The 18,943-nt window shown below is 37.7% G+C and carries 17 protein-coding genes; 1 reads left to right on the top strand and 16 read right to left on the bottom strand.

What is annotated here, in order from left to right; translation table 11 throughout:
• Window positions 1-7 precede the first annotated feature (7 nt).
• The 9 genes from JOD29_RS15535 to JOD29_RS15575 all read right to left on the bottom strand — a co-directional run bounded on the left by JOD29_RS15535 (window position 8) and on the right by JOD29_RS15575 (window position 10,024).
• Window positions 8-1,075 carry a dipeptide epimerase gene (locus JOD29_RS15535; RefSeq protein ID WP_124766385.1) on the bottom strand — a complete coding sequence of 356 codons (1,068 nt, stop codon included), beginning with the start codon at window positions 1,073-1,075 and terminating at the stop codon, window positions 8-10.
• Window positions 1,076-1,099: 24 nt separating this feature from the next.
• Window positions 1,100-1,894: a M55 family metallopeptidase gene (locus JOD29_RS15540; protein WP_124766384.1), complete on the bottom strand. Its 795-nt coding sequence runs from the start codon at window positions 1,892-1,894 to the stop codon at window positions 1,100-1,102.
• Complete coding sequence (locus JOD29_RS15545; RefSeq protein ID WP_338088328.1) at window positions 1,891-2,640, bottom strand: M15 family metallopeptidase; 750 nt, start codon at window positions 2,638-2,640, stop codon at window positions 1,891-1,893. Before JOD29_RS15545 ends, JOD29_RS15540 begins: the two co-directional genes overlap by 4 nt.
• A gap of 361 nt (window positions 2,641-3,001) precedes the next feature.
• Window positions 3,002-4,057, bottom strand: a complete 1,056-nt coding sequence (locus JOD29_RS15550; protein ID WP_124766383.1) for a DmpA family aminopeptidase — start codon at window positions 4,055-4,057, stop codon at window positions 3,002-3,004.
• Window positions 4,058-4,189: 132 nt separating this feature from the next.
• The gene (gene bioB / locus JOD29_RS15555) at window positions 4,190-5,191 is read right to left on the bottom strand and encodes a biotin synthase BioB (RefSeq protein WP_124766382.1); all 1,002 of its coding nucleotides are present in this window, start codon (window positions 5,189-5,191) and stop codon (window positions 4,190-4,192) included.
• 2 nt (window positions 5,192-5,193) lie between these two features.
• Complete coding sequence (locus JOD29_RS15560) at window positions 5,194-5,790, bottom strand: biotin transporter BioY (protein ID WP_124766381.1); 597 nt, start codon at window positions 5,788-5,790, stop codon at window positions 5,194-5,196.
• A 325-nt stretch (window positions 5,791-6,115) separates the two neighbouring features.
• On the bottom strand, window positions 6,116-8,326 hold the full coding sequence (locus tag JOD29_RS15565) for an MMPL family transporter (RefSeq protein WP_124766380.1): 2,211 nt from the start codon (window positions 8,324-8,326) through the stop codon (window positions 6,116-6,118).
• 392 nt (window positions 8,327-8,718) lie between these two features.
• Window positions 8,719-9,318, bottom strand: a complete 600-nt coding sequence (locus JOD29_RS15570; RefSeq protein ID WP_124766379.1) for a nitroreductase family protein — start codon at window positions 9,316-9,318, stop codon at window positions 8,719-8,721.
• A 172-nt stretch (window positions 9,319-9,490) separates the two neighbouring features.
• On the bottom strand, window positions 9,491-10,024 hold the full coding sequence (locus tag JOD29_RS15575; RefSeq protein ID WP_124766378.1) for an amidase domain-containing protein: 534 nt from the start codon (window positions 10,022-10,024) through the stop codon (window positions 9,491-9,493).
• A gap of 278 nt (window positions 10,025-10,302) precedes the next feature.
• Here JOD29_RS15575 and JOD29_RS15580 point away from each other — a divergent pair, with 278 nt between their 5' ends.
• Window positions 10,303-11,331 (top strand): DUF2804 domain-containing protein, encoded by a 1,029-nt coding sequence (locus tag JOD29_RS15580; protein ID WP_124766377.1) that lies wholly within the window; start codon window positions 10,303-10,305, stop codon window positions 11,329-11,331.
• Between the two features lie 508 nt (window positions 11,332-11,839).
• Here JOD29_RS15580 and JOD29_RS15585 read toward each other — a convergent pair.
• From JOD29_RS15585 to JOD29_RS15615, 7 genes are all read right to left on the bottom strand, one after another.
• Window positions 11,840-12,724 carry a carbon-nitrogen hydrolase family protein gene (locus JOD29_RS15585; RefSeq protein ID WP_124766376.1) on the bottom strand — a complete coding sequence of 295 codons (885 nt, stop codon included), beginning with the start codon at window positions 12,722-12,724 and terminating at the stop codon, window positions 11,840-11,842.
• Between the two features lie 123 nt (window positions 12,725-12,847).
• Complete coding sequence (locus JOD29_RS15590) at window positions 12,848-13,480, bottom strand: malonate decarboxylase holo-ACP synthase (protein ID WP_124766375.1); 633 nt, start codon at window positions 13,478-13,480, stop codon at window positions 12,848-12,850.
• Window positions 13,471-15,156: a biotin-independent malonate decarboxylase subunit beta gene (mdcD, locus tag JOD29_RS15595; protein ID WP_124766374.1), complete on the bottom strand. Its 1,686-nt coding sequence runs from the start codon at window positions 15,154-15,156 to the stop codon at window positions 13,471-13,473. Before mdcD ends, JOD29_RS15590 begins: the two co-directional genes overlap by 10 nt.
• The gene (locus tag JOD29_RS15600) at window positions 15,137-15,445 is read right to left on the bottom strand and encodes a malonate decarboxylase subunit delta (RefSeq protein ID WP_124766373.1); all 309 of its coding nucleotides are present in this window, start codon (window positions 15,443-15,445) and stop codon (window positions 15,137-15,139) included. Before JOD29_RS15600 ends, mdcD begins: the two co-directional genes overlap by 20 nt.
• Before the next feature lie 20 nt (window positions 15,446-15,465).
• Entirely contained in the window at window positions 15,466-16,323 is an 858-nt protein-coding gene (locus tag JOD29_RS15605) for a triphosphoribosyl-dephospho-CoA synthase (protein WP_124766372.1), read from the bottom strand.
• 19 nt (window positions 16,324-16,342) lie between these two features.
• Window positions 16,343-17,998, bottom strand: a complete 1,656-nt coding sequence (mdcA, locus tag JOD29_RS15610) for a malonate decarboxylase subunit alpha (protein WP_124766371.1) — start codon at window positions 17,996-17,998, stop codon at window positions 16,343-16,345.
• 18 nt (window positions 17,999-18,016) lie between these two features.
• Window positions 18,017-18,943 carry an ACP S-malonyltransferase gene (locus JOD29_RS15615; protein WP_338088329.1) on the bottom strand — a complete coding sequence of 309 codons (927 nt, stop codon included), beginning with the start codon at window positions 18,941-18,943 and terminating at the stop codon, window positions 18,017-18,019.

The following is an 18,943-nucleotide window of genomic DNA, read 5'->3' on the forward strand; positions in this document are numbered from 1 at the left end:
CTTCTTTTTATAATGAAAACCCAATACCAGCATGATCTGTCATTGTAATTCGTTCACTTTCGAACAAAGGACCACCAGCAATCGGATCTTTCATACATAAACTAGGCCCGTCCAAATCCACCATTGTGATGTTCTTCTGGGATGCAGCAAAATGAGCTGCCGCGCTAACACTAACTTTCGTTTCAAGCATGCAGCCAATCATACAGCCAATGCCATTTGCCTCTGCTATTTGACAAAGTTTTTGTGCTTGAAAGATTCCCCCTGTTTTCATTAACTTAATGTTAATGAAGTCAGCAGCTCGTTTTTCAATTATTGTGAAGGCATCCTTTGAAGAAAAGACACTCTCATCAGCCAAAATATTCGTAAATGTATTAGCTGTTACATATTGCATCCCTGCCAAATCATCATGATGAACAGGCTGCTCAACTAATTCAATATTCGTATTCGCATCTTCAAGAGCTCGAATAATTCGTACTGCTTGTTTTGGCGTCCACCCTTGATTTGCGTCAACTCGCAATGTAATATCTGGTCCGACCGCTTCACGTATAGCTACTACACGCTCCACATCACCAATTGGGTCTTTTCCGACTTTAACCTTTAGAATGGTGAACCCTCTCTTTACTGCATCCAGACTATCTTTGACCATTTCTTCCTTATCATTGACACTGATTGTGATGTCAGTGACCAACTCTTTACGATAGCCTCCAAGTATTTTATACAGCGGTGTTTGATAGCGTTTTCCAAAAAGGTCATATACAGCCATATCAACTGCTGCTTTCGCGCTTGTATTTTTATAAATACTTTTATCGAGTCGATCCATGATTTGAGCGATATCATCTAGATCCATTCCGACAATTGCTGGTTTAATATATCCCTCAATGGCTCGTTTTATGGATGCCCTTGTTTCACCTGTGATAACTGCTGTTGGTGCAGCCTCCCCAATTCCAACCTGTCCGTTATCGGTATGCACATACACCGCTACATTCCGAATGCTATAAACTGTCCGAAGCGCCGTTTTAAAGGGCGTGATTAATGGAGCCTCTACTTCCCCTACAACAATATCTGTTATTTTCATCCCATCACCCCGCCTGCCGTTACATTATGTTAAAAACTGTAGGACACGTAAAACTTCATAATAATCATTCGTTACAAACTCGACCATGTTATGCGGTTTAAACGTCGCTCCTGGGTAAAATGAATTCCGGAATGCTCTTGTATGATCGCGGTAAACAATTTCAACGACGAAACGTTCAGGTAGTTTCACTTGTAAAACTTCACGCTCAACCTTCATCGCTTCTTCTACTAATCGTTTCGTTTCTTTAATTGTTAACTGTGGGCTCACACTTACCGTTGCACTACCAATACCTTCTTTAGTAGCAAAAGTAACGATATTTTCATTTACAGTTCGGATTTCTTCTGTTAACCCAACATCTCCACTCACGAATGCTACCGGCACTCCATGTAATGCCGCAGCATATGTATTAATTAAAAACTCACTTGCATATTCCCCGTTTATTTTGACATCCGTATTAACGGCAAGTGTATGAGCTAACGGGTTACGTTCGCTACCGCCCTTACTGTGATATCCGATAAAAATGGCACGGTCAAAGCTCTCATCAAGTCCTGCGACCATACACATCGGTTCACCTGTCCAACCACGAATAACCCTGCAGTTTACTGGTAAATTTGAAATATCAAGATTACGCGCTGAATCATGTGCATCTTTTAGTAGTATTTCTGTTGCTCCTCCTGCAATAGCCCCTTCAATTGCAGCTTCCACTTCTTTTGTCATTTGCTTTAAAAATGGCTGAATATCCTGTGTGTTCAATTCGGTTTCAATCCAAGCGGTTGTTCCTGTAATCCCTTCAAGATCTGCACTAATATAAACCTTCATATATATCGATACCCCTTTATGATATTGTCGTGAACATCCGCCTCAATGGCACCATAAATACATACTGGTGCTCCCACTCTTCTTGCCCAAGTGACATTGCCATAATCATAGTGCCACCATTCTTCAGAGTAATTTGTAAAGCCAACTGCAATCATACTGTTATATAAAATTCGACGATTTTTTAATGCTTCGCCATTCTCCTTTGGATGAAGTTCAAAATAACGTGTTGCCGACTTTACATCCATTGCATCAAAAACTGTCCCAAGATTTAGTTCATTTCCTTCTAAATCGCCTAGGGTTAAATCAATAGCTCCCCCTGTTAAATGAGGGGAACGGTATTTTGATTCCGTGCTCGGATACGAGACAAATGTTAATGTTTTTTCTAATACTTCTTCTTGCGTATATTCCGGATGTTTTTTCTTGGTTTCATCCAAAAATTGAGTAAATAAATGTTTTTGCACCTCAAATGGTCGATAGCCATCGTACAATATGAAACTTAAATTCTTTGGCAAAATGTTTAACGCCTGTTGAATACGTTCATAGACACCTTTGCGCAAATATATAAATTTAAGACTATTAGGAATGTCTTGGATATAGTACATTGACTTAATAAAGATCCTTGGGTGCTCTTCTTTCATTAAAATCAGTGGTTCATTGTTTTCTGAAACAGGTGGTTCATGTTGCTGTTTTGGGACTAATAACTCAATTGGTTCAGATATCTTCGCTTGAATATGTACCAACCCCACTTTAGTAAGAGATTTTTAACATCAATAAAGTGATTATTTAGATAATTCTGTAATTAAATAATAATCTATCATAATAGCAATATTTTGGATAGGCAAATAATACCTATTTTTCTATTTTTATATTTCATTATTAAAGTTTAGATATATTAAAATCACGATATATTGCCCTATATTTCGGGATTTTCTCTAGATAAAGGTATAAAAAAAAGCTATTTAAGCATAAATATCCTGCTTCAATAGCTACTCATCACTTTTTGTTATTTTCTAATGAAATGCACCTTAAATTGGTAGGATTGCTGATTGACTATGAGCTACTTACTCAGGTGTTACTCCAATTTCCCTACTTTTTTACTCTTTACTTCTATTGATTGAAGTTAAATAAATACGCATTAACTACATTTCCATCTCGGCCAACAGTTGTTTCTGCCTGAGAAAGCGAATTTAAAATAGCTTCCTCTGTTACTTCTGCTGTTGCAGTAAATAACCTATTCATCATTGGATGATCTTCTCGTAATTGTGGCCGTGTTTCTATTAATTTATTAGTAGAATGGGGTATGTTGTGGGCAGTCGTAAACCCTATTACAATATCACCACTTCCATGAGAAAAATGACTACCTATGCGTCCAAGACCAATGCCACATCGTTTAATGACACGCAATAACTGTCTACTACTAAGTGGTGCATCTGTGGCAAGTACAATGATGATAGATCCATCAGTTGGAGTAATAGTGGACTTTTCCTCATTCCCTTTGAGGCCATAACGTTCTGCTAACAGTTCATACTCTTCACCAAAATTACTTAACACCATACATCCGATTGTATATGTAACTTCTGTGCCTTCTGCTGAGACAATACGTGATGATGAGCCAATGCCTCCTTTGTATCCAAAGCAAACCATCCCTTTCCCTGCACCTACTGCCCCTTCAGAAGCTTTACTTTTAGATGCTTTTTGGATGGCTTCCATGGCATGTTTGGGTTGAACTGAACATTCACGAATCGAATTTAAATGACTATCATTACACTCTCCTACCACAATATTAATCGTCCCGGTCGTGTCGCCAATTCCCTCATTTTTATCAAGCATATATTGCAACGTCCCCTGCGTCACAGCAGGAACACCAAATGTATTTGTTAGCATAATCGGGGATTCTATCACACCAAGCTCATTTACCTGCACAAGCCCCGTTGTTTTCCCAAACCCATTAAGAATACAACTTGCAGCCGTTACCTTTTGCTGAAATAAATTTCCCCCATGAGGTAATATGGCCGTAACCCCTGTACAAGCATATTTCCCACTTTCATCCAGTGGATAATCGAGCGTCACATGCCCAACAAGTACCCCTTCTACATCAGTAATACAATTTTTCTCCCCTGTAGGCAGCAACCCAATATGTATTCCCCTATCCCGAACTTTCATTTGTCCCACCCCTAATATTCAAATATAATCAAACTTATCATATTATATAGAAAGAGTTGGTAAAAGATAATAACAAAAAAGGCGACGTATCGCGAATACATCACCTTGTTACAACTATACTTTAATATAAAATTAAGCCTCTACCTTTTCACGTTTAAGAGGTTCTAAGTCAATTTCAAAGCCTAAATCTTCTAGCATTTGTTTGTCTTTATCTCCCGGTTGGCCGTCTGTTGTTAAGTAATCTCCAAGGAAAATAGAGTTTGCCGCATAAAGACTAAGTGGCTGTAAAGAGCCTAAGTTTACCTCACGTCCGCCAGAAACTCGTATTTCTTTTGATGGATTAATATAACGGAATAAGCACAACACTTTTAAGCAATAACGAGGATTCAGCTCACGTGTCCCTTCTAACGGCGTCCCATCAATGGCATGTAAAAAATTCACTGGGATTGAATCCGCATCTAATATTCGTAAGCTTCTTGCCATCGCAATGATATCTTCTTTTGTTTCACGCATTCCTACAATCACACCTGAACATGGTGAAATCCCTGCTTGTTTCGCTAATTCAACCGTATTCACACGATCATCATACGTATGGGATGTGGTAATATTTGCGTGATGATTTGCGGATGTATTAATGTTGTGATTATATCTATCGACCCCTGCATCTTTTAGCTTTTCTGCTTGGTCTGGTTTTAAGATTCCTAAACATGCACAAACTGTCATCTCTTGATGTCTCTCTTTAATTTCTTTCACAGCATCTACTACAATATCAAGCTCTCGATTTACAGGTCCTCGTCCACTCGCCACGATACAGTATGTACCAACGTTTAAAGAGGCAGCTCGTTCTGCTCCCGCTACGATTTCATCTTTTTTCATCATCGGATATTTTTCGATTGGCGCTTTTGAAACAATTGATTGGGAACAATAGCCACAGTTTTCTGCGCAGAGTCCTGATTTTGTATTAATAATCATGTTCAGCTTAACTTTATTTCCATAATAATGCTTTCGAATTTGATAAGTAGCATGTAATAGAGACAATAACTCATCATCCGGACTTTCTAAAATAGCAAGCGCTTCTGTATCGGTAAGCTCATGACCTTCTAATACTTTTGTTGCAAGTAATCCGTAGTCCATTTCTATTTCCCCACTTTCAGTATTTTTTGAATTCTAAAGCCAAAAATGCCTGCAAAAACTGCTAAAATTATATCCTTTGGCAATGGTGGCATCATCCATGCCCAAGCTAACTTATATGAGAACCCTTCTGGTGCACTAAACCATAACATGTAAGCTGCATACATCCAGTTTGTACCTACTAAATAGCTGATGATTGTCCCCACTAAGGCTGCTGTAATATACATCTTTTTCGAACGTTTATACTCAACTATCTTTCCTACAATGTAGGCAACTAAAATGAATGTCACAATAAACCCAAAAGTTGGATTTAGTAACGATGACAATCCTCCACCAAATCTTGCAAAGACCGGTGCTCCAGCCAAGCCTACAAGCATATAAACCGTCACAGAGATTGCTCCTAAGCGACTTCCCAACACTAAACCTGCTAATACCGCAAAAAATGCTTGCAGAGTAATCGGAACACCCCCTACAACCATAAACGGTGCAAAGGAAGTGATGTTTGCCCCAATCATCATTAAAGTTGCAAAAATACCACAATACACTAACTCAACGGTTTTAAGTTTTGATTTTGAATTTGAATTTGCCGTTTGCGTAGTCATTTCAATACCCCCTCATTAATTATCTAACTTTCATAACCATATTAAGGAATAGGCTCTAATTGTGTCAACCTATTTTTATTTTAGGTTAACGCAAAACCTTAGTGAAAGATGAGGTGTGAACCTAGTAGGCTAACAAAAAAACATTTGCTGATTAGCGTTTAATTATATTAGAGTTGAGTTTATAATCTATGACCGGCAAACCATGGGGATCTTCTTAGTAAAAACCTACTTGAGGAATCTATGGGATCGTTTTGAAATCTATAAGATAACCACATAAAAAAGCTTACCCACCGAACGAACAGGTGAATAAGCTAATAATTTATTTTTAATCTTCCTTTTTAAACAGTTTTCCAGGCCAGAACGACCATCGTCCTAACACAGTTGTAATTGCCGGTACTAATAACGGGCGAACTATAAATGTATCTATTAACACTCCGAGTGCTGTAACAACACCGAACTGTACTAATACTTGTATCGGTAGGGTCGCTAAAACGGCAAAAGTTCCTGCTAAAATTAGACCAGCTGAAGTAATAACTGAACCAGTTTGAGTTACCCCTAATTTAACTGATTCCTTAAGTCCCTTCGTCTTACGATTCTTCCATACTTCAGAAATCATAAAGATATTGTAATCCTCACCAAGTGCAACTAAGAAAACAAAGGAATACAAAGGTATTGAACTTGCAATCGATTCTGCTCCAAAGAATGTCGTTAATACTAACCATCCTGACCCTAATGCTGCAAAGAATGAAATAATAACTGTTCCGACTAAATAAATTGTTGCTGGTACAGAGCGCAAGTAAATTAGTAACAATAACGAAATAATCGCGATCATGACTGGTTGAATAAGCGATTCATCACGTTCTTGCACATCTCGCGTATCCACTTGAGAGCTCGTTTCTCCACCAATCCAGAAACTTTCATCGGCATCTTCAACACCAGCATCAGCTAGCATTGTTTCCACACTTTTTTTCAAGTCTGGCATTAAATCCATCGCTTCATTTGAATATGGATTGTGATTTAGATCCGCTTCATACAACTGAATATTGGAGTTTTTCTCACCGATTATCGGTTCATTAACAACATCAATATAGCTGAGACTAGCAATTTCTTCAGTTAGATTAACTTCTTTTCCTTTTGTATCTACGACAATTTGAACAGGTGCTAATTCACCCGGTGAGAAGTTTTCTGCGATAATTGTAAACCCTTCACGGGATGGCATATCTTCAGGGAATGATGATAATAAATCATAATTGTATTTTATTTGAGTTGATGTAAGTGCTAAGCCCAGTAGGATTACACCGGTCACAATAATAACGATCCATGGTTTGCTTGTAACAAACTCACCGATTTTTAACATGATAGGATGTCTAGGTTTCGGTGCTTTATATGGTTTATTTTTTTCTGCTGAGCGCTTTTTCTCCATTTCATCAGTACGTGGAATAAATGGGAAGAAGGCAATACGCCCCATAATTGCCAAGAAGGCAGGTAAAATAGTTAATGCAGCAATTCCCATAATAAAGATGGCGAAACTAAACGGTACAGCGAAACGTTGGAATGCACCATAATCCGCTAAACCTAGCGTTCCTAACCCGATAAACACCGTAAGTGCACTCATCATAATGGCACCGCCGGATTCTTTTACAGATAGTCGAAGAGCCTCAAACTTATTCTCCACTTCTAGTAACATTTCACGATATCTTGTAATTAAAAATAAACAATAATCCGTTCCTGCACCAAATAATAATACGGTCATTATGGATACTGCTTGAGCATCTTTACTAATCCATCCACTTTGCGCAAACCACCCCAGTAGCGGACTAATTACACCATATGCAATCCCTACAACAACAATTGGCAAGATAGCTAAAATTGGTGAACGATAAATTACAACAAGTAACACTAAAATTAGCACAACTGTAGCTATTAACAACTGTACGTCTGCTTGCATAAACAGATCAGTTGCATCAACGGAAATTCCTGCTGGCCCTGAGAAACGAGCATGTAATACATCCTCTTTTAAATTTGTCTCATATGGATTTTCACCAAATTGATCCTCTGTCACCTTTTTAATTTCAGCTAAGTTCTCTTTTAATGTATCCGTATTTAAAGATTCATCGAAGAAGATTGGTGTAACGATCGAAGTTCCATTTTCAGAAACACTGCCTAGTAGTGCCTCCGTAGGCAACTGTGAAAGTGGAGGAAGTGTTTGTTGCCCTTTTAAAGGATTGGCTTCTAATTCCCCATAAAGTGATTGGATTGATTGCAAATCCTCTGTCTGAAGTCCTGCTTCTTTATACCAGACTATTAAAAGTGGTAGCCCTGAGTCAGATGGAAATTGTTCCTCAATGATTGCACTTGCTTGTTGGCTCATTACTTCTTTAGGTAAGTCACTTGTAGAAGCATTTTCTACGCTATTTATTTGAGGAAACAAAGATGATAATGCTCCTACAATTAAGACCCAAAGTATAACCGTAATCCATCTTGAACGCTTATTTCCTACTAAACTTCCCCATTTATCTAACGGGTGTTTTGACATAGTTATAACTCCTTCTCGCTTCAGGATTTTTCCTATTCTTAAACGTTTTAAATCGTTCTGATAGCGATATTTACGAAAGTCTTAACTTTTAGTATCTCCCTAATGTAAAATACCTAATTAATAAATTTCCATTATTATAAAAATTTATTACAGAATAATTCACATTAAAGGTTATTCTCTTATCCTTTAAAACAATAAAACGCAAAGACAATTCAGTCTTTGCGCCTATTCTAAACTTTTTTAATATAATTTTCTAACAATCTACTCAAACAATTAAATGATTTATTAAACTTGAAGAAGAGTACCCATCTTTATTTATTTCGATCATGTTAGATCATTCCTTTTCAAGCCTACAAAATGAGTCAAATTGCCCAATAAGTTATTTCGGTATATTAATCTTCTTGATCTTCTTCTTGGTTTGTTTCTCCAAAGAAAGTCACGATTTCCTTTGCCTTTTTACGCTCTTTTGCTTTTGGCAACTCATCAAAATACCCTAACTGCAACATAGAGATTATTCGCTCTCCGTGCTGAACCCCTAATTTGTCACGAAATTTTGGATCATCCAAAAAGTCAGGAGTTTTCCAGCAAGAACCAATACCATAATCCCATGCAAGCAGTTGAATGTTTTGAATAAACGTACTCGCTGCACCGTAATCTTCTAAACGTTGTTTTTGTCTTACATCTTCAGGAACAACAACAAATACATAAGCACCTGGAGTAGTAAATTTTTGCATTTTGTTTGCTACTTCTTCATTACTCAACGTTTGCCAATTTGGTATTGTTGTATCTCTTAATACGTTTTGGATTTTTTCAAGATTTTCTTCGCTCGCTACAACTAAGCGCCAAGGTTCTCTATTTTTATGATTCGGTGCCCATACAGCATCGTTAATAATATTCATTAAATCTTCTCTGTCTACTGGTTGCCCATTGAACTTTTTAATTGAACGTCTCCCAATGATGGCTTCTCTTACAGATAATGATTGTTCGTTCATTTGTTGTTTCGCTCCTTAAAATCGAATGAATCTAGACCATTTGTCTTAATTTTGCTTTCAATCAACCATAACATAAATAATACGCAATTAAAATATACATAGGTTCTTCCATTATTTTCATACTTATTACAACTAGTAATAGATATTAAATGTTATATCCCCAAAAATCGACTTAATTAAACACGTCATCTATTTTGAAATAGTAATATCTAATATTTGGCGTATACGCATAGGAATCTGCATAAGAGTAGTGGCGATTTGCACTACCAACTGTATGTGCATTGATATAAGGGACACCGTTATATACACTTGTAACAATCGTTGTATGATTAATTCTTCCGTCACCTTCAAAATCATAACAAATGACATCCCCTGGCTCTAGTTCAGAAGGAGATTGAACTTGTTTGGCCGTTAAGCCTGACTTCGAATTTTGTAAATTCAACATAAAGGCATTTGCAACTGACCAACTATAGCTCCACGTTTCATTGGGATAATGATTTCCTCTTGCTCCTGACCGCCAACCTTCTGTTATCCACCATCCTCTTGCACGGTTCGGATACCCTGTCATAGGTGCTCCTCCAGCTCTCAGGCATTGCGATATGAAATTCGTACAATCATCAGTGAACGCAGGATAATTCGGGTTGTTCCCATTCCACCAAGCCTGGGCATATGCGACTGCAGCCGCACGGTTATAATAAGTTGGAATTTTTTACCCCTCCTCCCAACCATCATATGCTTGAAGGGTGAACCTTTTCCTTGAAATTAGACACTTTTAATAATGTTTTTAAAATAGCTAAGCTTTTGATGCCAACAAGGTACATGTTTTTGATACAATAAGATGACAGGGAAATATTGATTTCTCCTTAAAGTTTATTAAAAATATTACATTTACTATAAAGTTGATATATTTTATATTTTTTAATCATATTTTCATGGCATAGATCTAAAAACGTTAATAGAGTTTTGAGTGAAAGGATGTTGAAATTGACGCAGCACGCTGAGAGAGAAATAGTTGAACTAACACGTTTATGTGACAACAAAGGTAACCTAAATCCTGAAGCTATTGGTTTTGCACGCAAACCTATTATCGATAGTAATTTATCTGGCCATTTTATGAGAAAGAAAAAATGGAATTATTGGTGCATCTTTGGAGAAGAAATTCTATTCTCTGTTACAATCAGCCATCTAGATTATGCTGCGGTTTGTTCCATCTACTTTTTAGAATATGAAACACAACGATCCTTTGAAAAAGCGATTACCATTCCATTAGGTATTGGTGGAAAATTAAAAATGCCATCCAAGGTGTTAGAACCAATCCGTTTTTCAAATAACGAGTTGAATATTAATATGATTCATTTTCAAAATGTTACAAATTTATCCGTATCATCAGAGAACTTTGATGATGAGCGACTTATCGCGGACCTCAGCATTATTCATCCAAGAGAAGATGATTCATTAAATGTCGTTGTACCTTGGAACAGACAAACATTCCAATTCACAGCAAAACACCATACTTTACCTACGAACGGTTTTGTTCAAATTGGTAATCGAAAATATGAATTTAATCATGAAGACTGTTATGCTGTGCTTGATTTCAGTCGTGGGATTTGGCCAAGAGAAACTGTCTGGAATTGGGCGATGGCCTCGCAGCGAATGAGAGACAAGCGAGTTGGTTTAAATTTTGGTGGAAAATGGACAGATGGAACTGGAATGACGGAAAACGCAGTATTTGTAAATGGGGAAATGAATAAAATCCATGAAGATGTAATTTTTGAATATGACCGTTCAAACTATAAAAAGCCGTGGTATATTACGACTAAGTTTTCGGATCGCGTGTTGCTTACATTCCATCCATTCTTTGAACAAGTATCAAAAACAGATGTAAGGTTAGTAAAGTCTGAAACTCATCAGTTAGTAGGCTACTATAATGGAAAAGTAAAACTTGATGATGGGACGACTCTAATTATTCAGCAAATGCTTGGCTGCGTCGAAGAACATGAAGCTAAATGGTAATAAGAAAAGCGGAGCCTGCTCGTTTTGGCTCTTAAAAAGAGGCCGGGACAAATCCGAAAAACATCAGTTTCTCAAAGAGAAACTGATGTTTTTTCGCTGTTAGTTCTAATAATGAATCTTATTAAGTATCCGGTGAGAGCAGACTAAGAGGCCAACACGACGTTGGTCATGGGAGCGATGCCACAGGACGTGGCGCTTTCGCTCCCCACACAAGCCGCAAAGCCACGTTGTACGTGTCTTTACGACTTGTCTTTGAGGCCGCGCGCGTGCTTGGTCATGGGGGCAAGACATGCGACGTGGCGTTTTTGCCCCCGGCTTTGTGCAAGGTCCGCTCACATAAAATTTGCCCTTCTAAACTTTCCGGAAACTGGCGCGGCTTACAGTGGTAGGCCGCGTTTTTTCGGAGAATGGCTAACACTTATTGCTCTCAAAAAAAAATTATCAATATCTTATTATAGATAATAGTCGCTTTCCTTAAAAATTCTACTTGTGTCCCTGCCTCTTTTGTTTATTGATGGATTTTCTCACCAAATAGATTATATTCTTTATATAAATCCGCTCTTCTAGTGCGATCATTAAAAGTTGTCGCCGCACCTGCTTTACGATTTCGATAAAGCTCATCTATGTCCACTGTTCCAGTAATCACTGTATGCGCATTCAATTCAGCCTCTGCCACTACTCCATTTGCATTCCATGCTAGGTCGCACGGACTAATAATAGAAGATTTACCATAGCCTCTTTGGACAGGTGCACCTGGTTCACCTACAGTTGGGCAATGAACGAAATATACTTGATTTTCAATTGCTCTAGCTTGTGCGCAATGACGAACACGCCAAAAACCAGCTTCTGTAAATGTATAGGACGGACAGAATATGATTTCCGCTCCTTTTAGGCTTAGAATCCGGGAGATTTCAGGTATTTCAGCTTCATAACAAATGGCAACTCCAATTTTTGCAGGACCAATATCAAATACTTCTAGTTCATCTCCCTCAGCTGTTTTCCACTCGCCTTCAGCCGGGAAAATATGCGTTTTTTTATGTTCAACATACGTACCATTAGGTTTAAAGATATACGCAATATTGAAGAATTGATCCCCTCTTTTTTCTAAATGAGATCCCCCAATAATCACTTGGTTTCGCTCTTTTGCATAGACCGAAAATAATTCTTTATACTTGTCGGTAAATTCATCAAGCTTGGTGAAATCTGCAGTTGTAAATTGTTTATGGCCTTCAAAGGTACCAATTAACCCAAATGTCAGTAGTTCTGGGAAGAGAATATAGTCTGCATGGGCAGGTACTTGATTTAGTAATTGTTCTACTTGCTTTTGAAAATCTCCAAATTTCCCCACTAGTTCAATACGAAATTGACACACCGCAATTGTTACCTCTTTCATACCTTACTCCCCTTTTCTATGCATCATATACTACTAAATTCTCTATTTCTCAGAAATTACCTCTTTTAAGCACAAATTCCCCGAACAGTTAATCTATTCGGGGCACTTGTTATACTAGACCTATCATACATTTACCTTTAATCGGATTCGCTCATCCTGCACGTTACATAGTTGTGGACCAAATGGAGTACGTAATATAAAACCACTTTCTGAATGTTTAACATAATCATTTAATAAGAAGGCACCTAACTGCGGTATCTCTACTTGTGCATCAATTCGAAATTCTAGCTTATCAATAAATTGATTCACTTCTACAAGTAAGTGATGATCTATATCTTTTATATAAATAGAAATATCAATATCACTGTTTGTTGACGTGACTTTATGAGATGTAGCCATTTCAAACCCTACACTCCCAGTTGGTCCCCAAGTTAAATTTAGCTTCAAAAATTCTTCTCTTATTTTTCTTAGTGAAGAATAATAGATTTGTTGTTCATGTTCATCAATTTGATTAATTAAACTCTCAGGCGTTATGACTCGAAGTATTTCTTGCTGATGAATAAACGTACCTGCCCGTTGTTCCCGTGTTTTCCCGCGCAATCCAATTGGTACAATATCTTTAGAAGTTGCCATTCTCCTAACAACTCCATAATTTGCAGCCTCGGGTGAATTCACTGCCCATGGTGGTAAACTTGTATGGTCTGTGAGCTTCTCTATACTCGCAAATTCAACAATGTCGTGAACCTTTATTTCCATTGTAAATCAATCATTTCACGCGCTTTAATCGATGCTTTTCTTCCATAACTAATTGCCTTTTCAGATTTTAATCGACAAGATAAATCTCTAATTCCGTCACTTTTAATATCTTCATAAGCATTTACTATCTGTTCAATCAAACGATTTTTATCAACTTCAGCGGGCTCATCCGCATTTACTTCATCTAATAGCTGATAAAGTGCACCTAATTTATTAAATGATTGGATATCATAAGCCATGGATGGAACACTTTTTGCAATTTCATCTAAATCTCTAATTGATCGTTGAGTAATAATAGCTGCCGATTGTTTTGACATAACATGTACATTAACCCCTTGATCATTCAAGGCTATTAAACGATTTGCTTGCATTCCGTGTGATAAAAATGCACCTGAAATTGCATTTCCTACTAGCGTTGCAACGATTGGATGTCCAGCAATTCGTGCCGTTGCATATGCATCTACAGCGGCTGAACAGGATAAATAAATACCGAACAATTCTTCATGATAACCAAATGCTTGACTCGGTACATCCACAATCGGTACGATGAGGCGCTTTTCATTTGAAGCAGCGTCTTCTTCGATTGCTTCCCGAACATATTTCGCAATGGCCCAACCTTCTAGTAACCCAACTTCTCCATTACGAGCACGGTAATATTTATTTTCTTTATTCGGAACAACGGCAATAAATCTTGCTTTAATTCCATTGATGAACGAATCTGCGACCAATACAGATGGTACTTCGCTAATAGAAGGTTGACCATTAGTTAATAAATCAAACCACTTTCTTCCTCTGCTATTAACTATTTCAGTCGGAATAGATAACTCTGTATCCTCTACAGCGTTCATATTTAATAAAATTTCTTTTGCCTGTTCAGGTGAAATCTTATCTTCTATTGATAATGATTTAAAGAGCTTCAAGAACTCATTATATTTTTCCGTTCGATGTTGCAACGGGATTTCTCCATCCCATATTTTTATTATACCTTCTTTAAATTTCGATACATCATCTTCAACTATGAGATCAGCTAGTAAAGTTTCCTTCCGAATTGCGCCACCAATCATTTGCCAAATTAGTTGTTTATTTCTTGCATCTAATTCACGGAGACCAGCTTCTTGTTCAACTACTTCCGGACCATTCATACCTAGTCGCCCTTCACGCGTCATAATTAACGCACTACATAATCCAGCAGTTAAAGACATTCCACCGAATGATCCAATCTTACCAGGTATTACCCCTACAACCGGTACATAGTTGCGTAGTTCAACAATGGCCGCACTAATCTCTGCGATGGATAGAAGTCCATAGTTCGCTTCTTGTAAACGCACTCCACCTGTATCATAGATAATAACAGGATATATAATGTTTCCTTGCTTACATTCTTTCAATACTTTTTCTAAAGCCCCTGCAAACTTTGCTCCCGAAACTTCTCCAATACCGCCACCTTGGAAATTCCCTTCAATTGAAATCACCACAGTTGGTTTTCCATTTAATGTTCCCTTTACAATAACCATTCCGTCATCATATTGTGGAACTATATTTTGTGCTGCTAAATGAGGAGACTCTAGGCGATCAAATGGACCTAAGATTTCATAAGCACTGTCTTGATCTAGTAATTGAAACGCTCTTTCTCTTGCTAGGTTTTCTACTAAACTCTCAGTAATGAATAATGTCATTTGTGACCACCTCCGCAGCTTGTGCTAATCGAATTGAAACAACACCTGGTGTTGCACCGAAATCATTGATAGTAATCAAAGCAGAAATATCATGCTGACTAACAAAACGCTCAACTACCTTTTTCCACGTATCTTGGAAACCTGTAATTCCTGTACGAATTTCCACCACTGTTTTTTGATCATTTGTCGGTTCGATTAGCACTTCTAAATCTCCCGAACCAACAACCCCGACATGTGCTCTTTTGTTAACTTTTTTTGTTGCTGGAAATGAGTAAACCAACTTGTCCATTTCAAACACACTCCCCCATGTTATTTAAAAGAAACTTCATTTACATTATTTTCTTCATAGATTATTTTTAATTGTGCTAATTTATATAAATAAATCGTTGCAGCTAATAAATCAGCACTTCCCCCTGGTGACAAATTACGTATGATAAAATCATCATTCATTTTAGGGAGTTCCTCTAAATTTTCTGCGTCTAATAACCTTTGTGCATACTGTTTTGAAAAAAGTAAACCTTCCATTCCACCTCGATGCAAAACACATGTATCATCTAAATTGGCAATGAGGGCTAGTAGAGAATAAATTTTTGCTGTTTCATAACTACAACCGTTCAATAGTTTTGACTTCAATATCGGTAAGCTAAATTGACGAATGTGTGGAAACGCCATTTGTGCTTCTCTTTTAGCTCCGTGAACTTTATATTTCTGGATTGCCTTTATTCCATTTGTCAATTGGTTTGGAATAAAGCGATCCTCAAATTTTGCAATCTCGCCTGCAGTAAAACATAATCTAGTTTCATCTACTTGTCCTTTATGAATAGATGCTGCTGCCGTTAATAATCCAAGTGACCAAATAGCTCCTTTATGTGTATTTACACCATTTGTTGCTTCATACATCACCTTTTCCCCAGCACGACCAATTTCTCCAATTTTCTCTCGTAAGTACTGAGAAGGCTCCTCGCTAAAGGACACCTTGGCCATTTGATAAAACGTTTCGTGTAAGGAAATAGCAGATGTCATCATTATTGAATAAGTTAAATCCCTATGTGACCCTTGATCATTTTGATCTACTAGACCAGGTTTCGGAGTAAGAGATAATTCCTCTATTAATGATTCAACCGCTAAATCCGCTAAAGCCATAGATAACTGATGTGAATCTACCATACTCCTCATCCTTTCGTTTTTACCAACTACGGAATTTTGCTGGTGGGGTATAAAGGCCTCCTGACAATTGCACAAGTTCATCGATATTTTTGGCAGCTAGTAACGAACGTTTAGCATCTGCACGACGAATCTTTAAATCTTCCGGTGTTGCTATTAACCCTCTCTCGCGAAGGCGTTCAGCTGTTTTCGGATTATGTTCCATTCCAATTGGAGTAACCCCTGCAATAGAAGCAATCATTTCTCGACGCTCAGCTGAGCTATCCGACTTATACAAATAAGCGATACCTTCCTCTGTTACAACATGGGTTACGTCTTCTCCATAAATCATGACTGGTGCAACCGCTAATTTCGCTTGATCTTTTACTTTAATTGCATCTAAAGATTCAACAAAGACAGGTTTGTTTGCTTCTTGGAACGTCTCCGCAACTTGCACGACCAACTTCTTCCCTCGCGCTAATGGCTCATCCGAAGTCATTAAGTCATACCATGCATTTGATGAGTGGCGACGGCCACCTGGATCATGACCCATATTAGGAGCTCCCCCATAACCCGCAACTCTACCTTTTGTTACTGTGGAAGAGTTGCCTAGCGCATCCATTTGTAAAGTCGAACCAATAAATAAATCTACAGCATATTGTCCTGCTAATTGGGCCAATGTTCGGTTCGATCGTAAACTGCCGTCCTTCCCTGTAAAGAACACATCTCTTCTAGCTTCAACATACTTCTCCATCCCTAGTTCTCCACCAAAGCAATGAACACTTTCAACCCAACCTGATTCAATAGCAGGGATAAGTGTTGGATGGGGATTTAACACCCAGTTAGTACAAATCTTTCCTTTAAGCCCTAACGATTCTGCATAAGTAGGCAATAGTAATTCAATAGCTGCAGTATTGAAACCGATTCCATGATTTAGCGATTTGACACCATGTTTTTCATAAATCCCTCGAATGACCATCATTGCTTGTAAAATTTGAATGTCTGTAATATGGCGGGGATCTCTTGTAAACAACGGTTCAAGTTCGTAAGGTTGATCTGCTACTACAATGAAATCAACCCAAGAACTTGGAATATCAACACGAGGTAGTTCATCGACAATTTCGTTTACTTGAACAATGACAATCCCATCGCGAAAAGCAGTTGCTTCTACTAATGTTGGTGTTTCTTCAGTATTTGGTCCTGAATATAAATTACCGTGTCTATCTGCTTTATCTGCTGCTACTAACGCAACAGAAGGAATTAAGTCTACAAACAATCTTCCATATAGCTCTATATAAGTATGCAAATCACCTAACTCGATTTTCCCATCTTCAATCATTTGTGCGATACGAAGACTTTGAGGACCTGCATAAGAAAAGTCGATTTTTCTTGCAATTCCTTCCTCAAAAATATCCAAATGTTCTGGTCTTGAGATACTCGAAATAATCATATGCAAATCATGAACTTTTTTGGGATTTACTTGTACTAAAGATTGCGACAAGAATGATGCTTGCTTTTGATTATTTCCTTCTAAAACTACGCGATCACCTGGTTGTATAAGCTTCTCTAAAGCTTCTACTATCTTAGTAGTCGGGATGATTACACCATCAACTAAATTTTGTACACTTTCAATACGTTTTTTCTTAGCGTCGTGTCTTGTTGTCCATGATTTCTTATTTAAGTCGTTAATTAAAACCATTCCATACACCCCTAGATATTAGTTTTGTAAAATATATATACAATCATCAAATCCACTTTTTGAAACTGCCATGCATCGACTTTCTGGAAATGCATTCATTGCTAGCTTACTAAGTACTTCTTTAGGTGGGATTTCAATAAATAAGCGGACTCCATTTTCATACAATACATTGGTAGCATCATGCCAAAGAACTGGTCGAGAAATACTAAAAGCTAAATCTTCTTTTATATCTTCCCCTCTTCTTAATAAACGAGCTCTTAAATTCGAAGAGTATGGGATTTTAGGCCGATTAATTTCAACTTCATTTAACGCTTTTAAAAGCTCATAACTTACTTCGTCAAACAGTGGACAATGAGAAGGAGTTGAAACATTTAGTAGTTTTGCTGACATTGCTCCAGCCCTTTGGGAAAAATCAATGACTTTCTGTATTCCATTAATCGAACCAGAGATGGTTAGTTGGGTAGGAGCATTTCGATTAGAGACATAAACAGGCTGCAGATCCGAATGTACCTGCTCTACTATTTGTTGTAATTTACTCTCATCGAGGCCTAAAACAACACCCATTCCAAAACCACTATCATAAAAGGTTTCCATTAACTCTCCTCTTAAACTAACAATCTTCAATGCATCTTCAAAAGAAAGTACACCTGAAGCGACAGCAGCAGAAAATGCACCTACCGAATGACCTGCAACATAATCTGGAATCGCCCTCTCTTGTTTAAAAATCTCAAATGAAGCAACTCCACAAATTAGAAGGGAAAGTTGGACTGCTTTCGTTTTACGAAGAGCAGTTTCATTATCCAAGTCACTAATCTTTACTTTTAATAAATCTGTTGCCACTTCGATAATTTCCTTAACTTCTTTGTTATTCGGCAGGTCGTGAAGCATGCCTACATATTGTGAGCCTTGACCTGGAAATAAGAAGGCGCTTTTCACTTTAATCAC

This window comes from Lysinibacillus composti (assembly GCF_016908465.1).
In the GTDB taxonomy this organism is placed as follows: Bacteria; Bacillota; Bacilli; order Bacillales_A; family Planococcaceae; genus Ureibacillus; species Ureibacillus composti_A.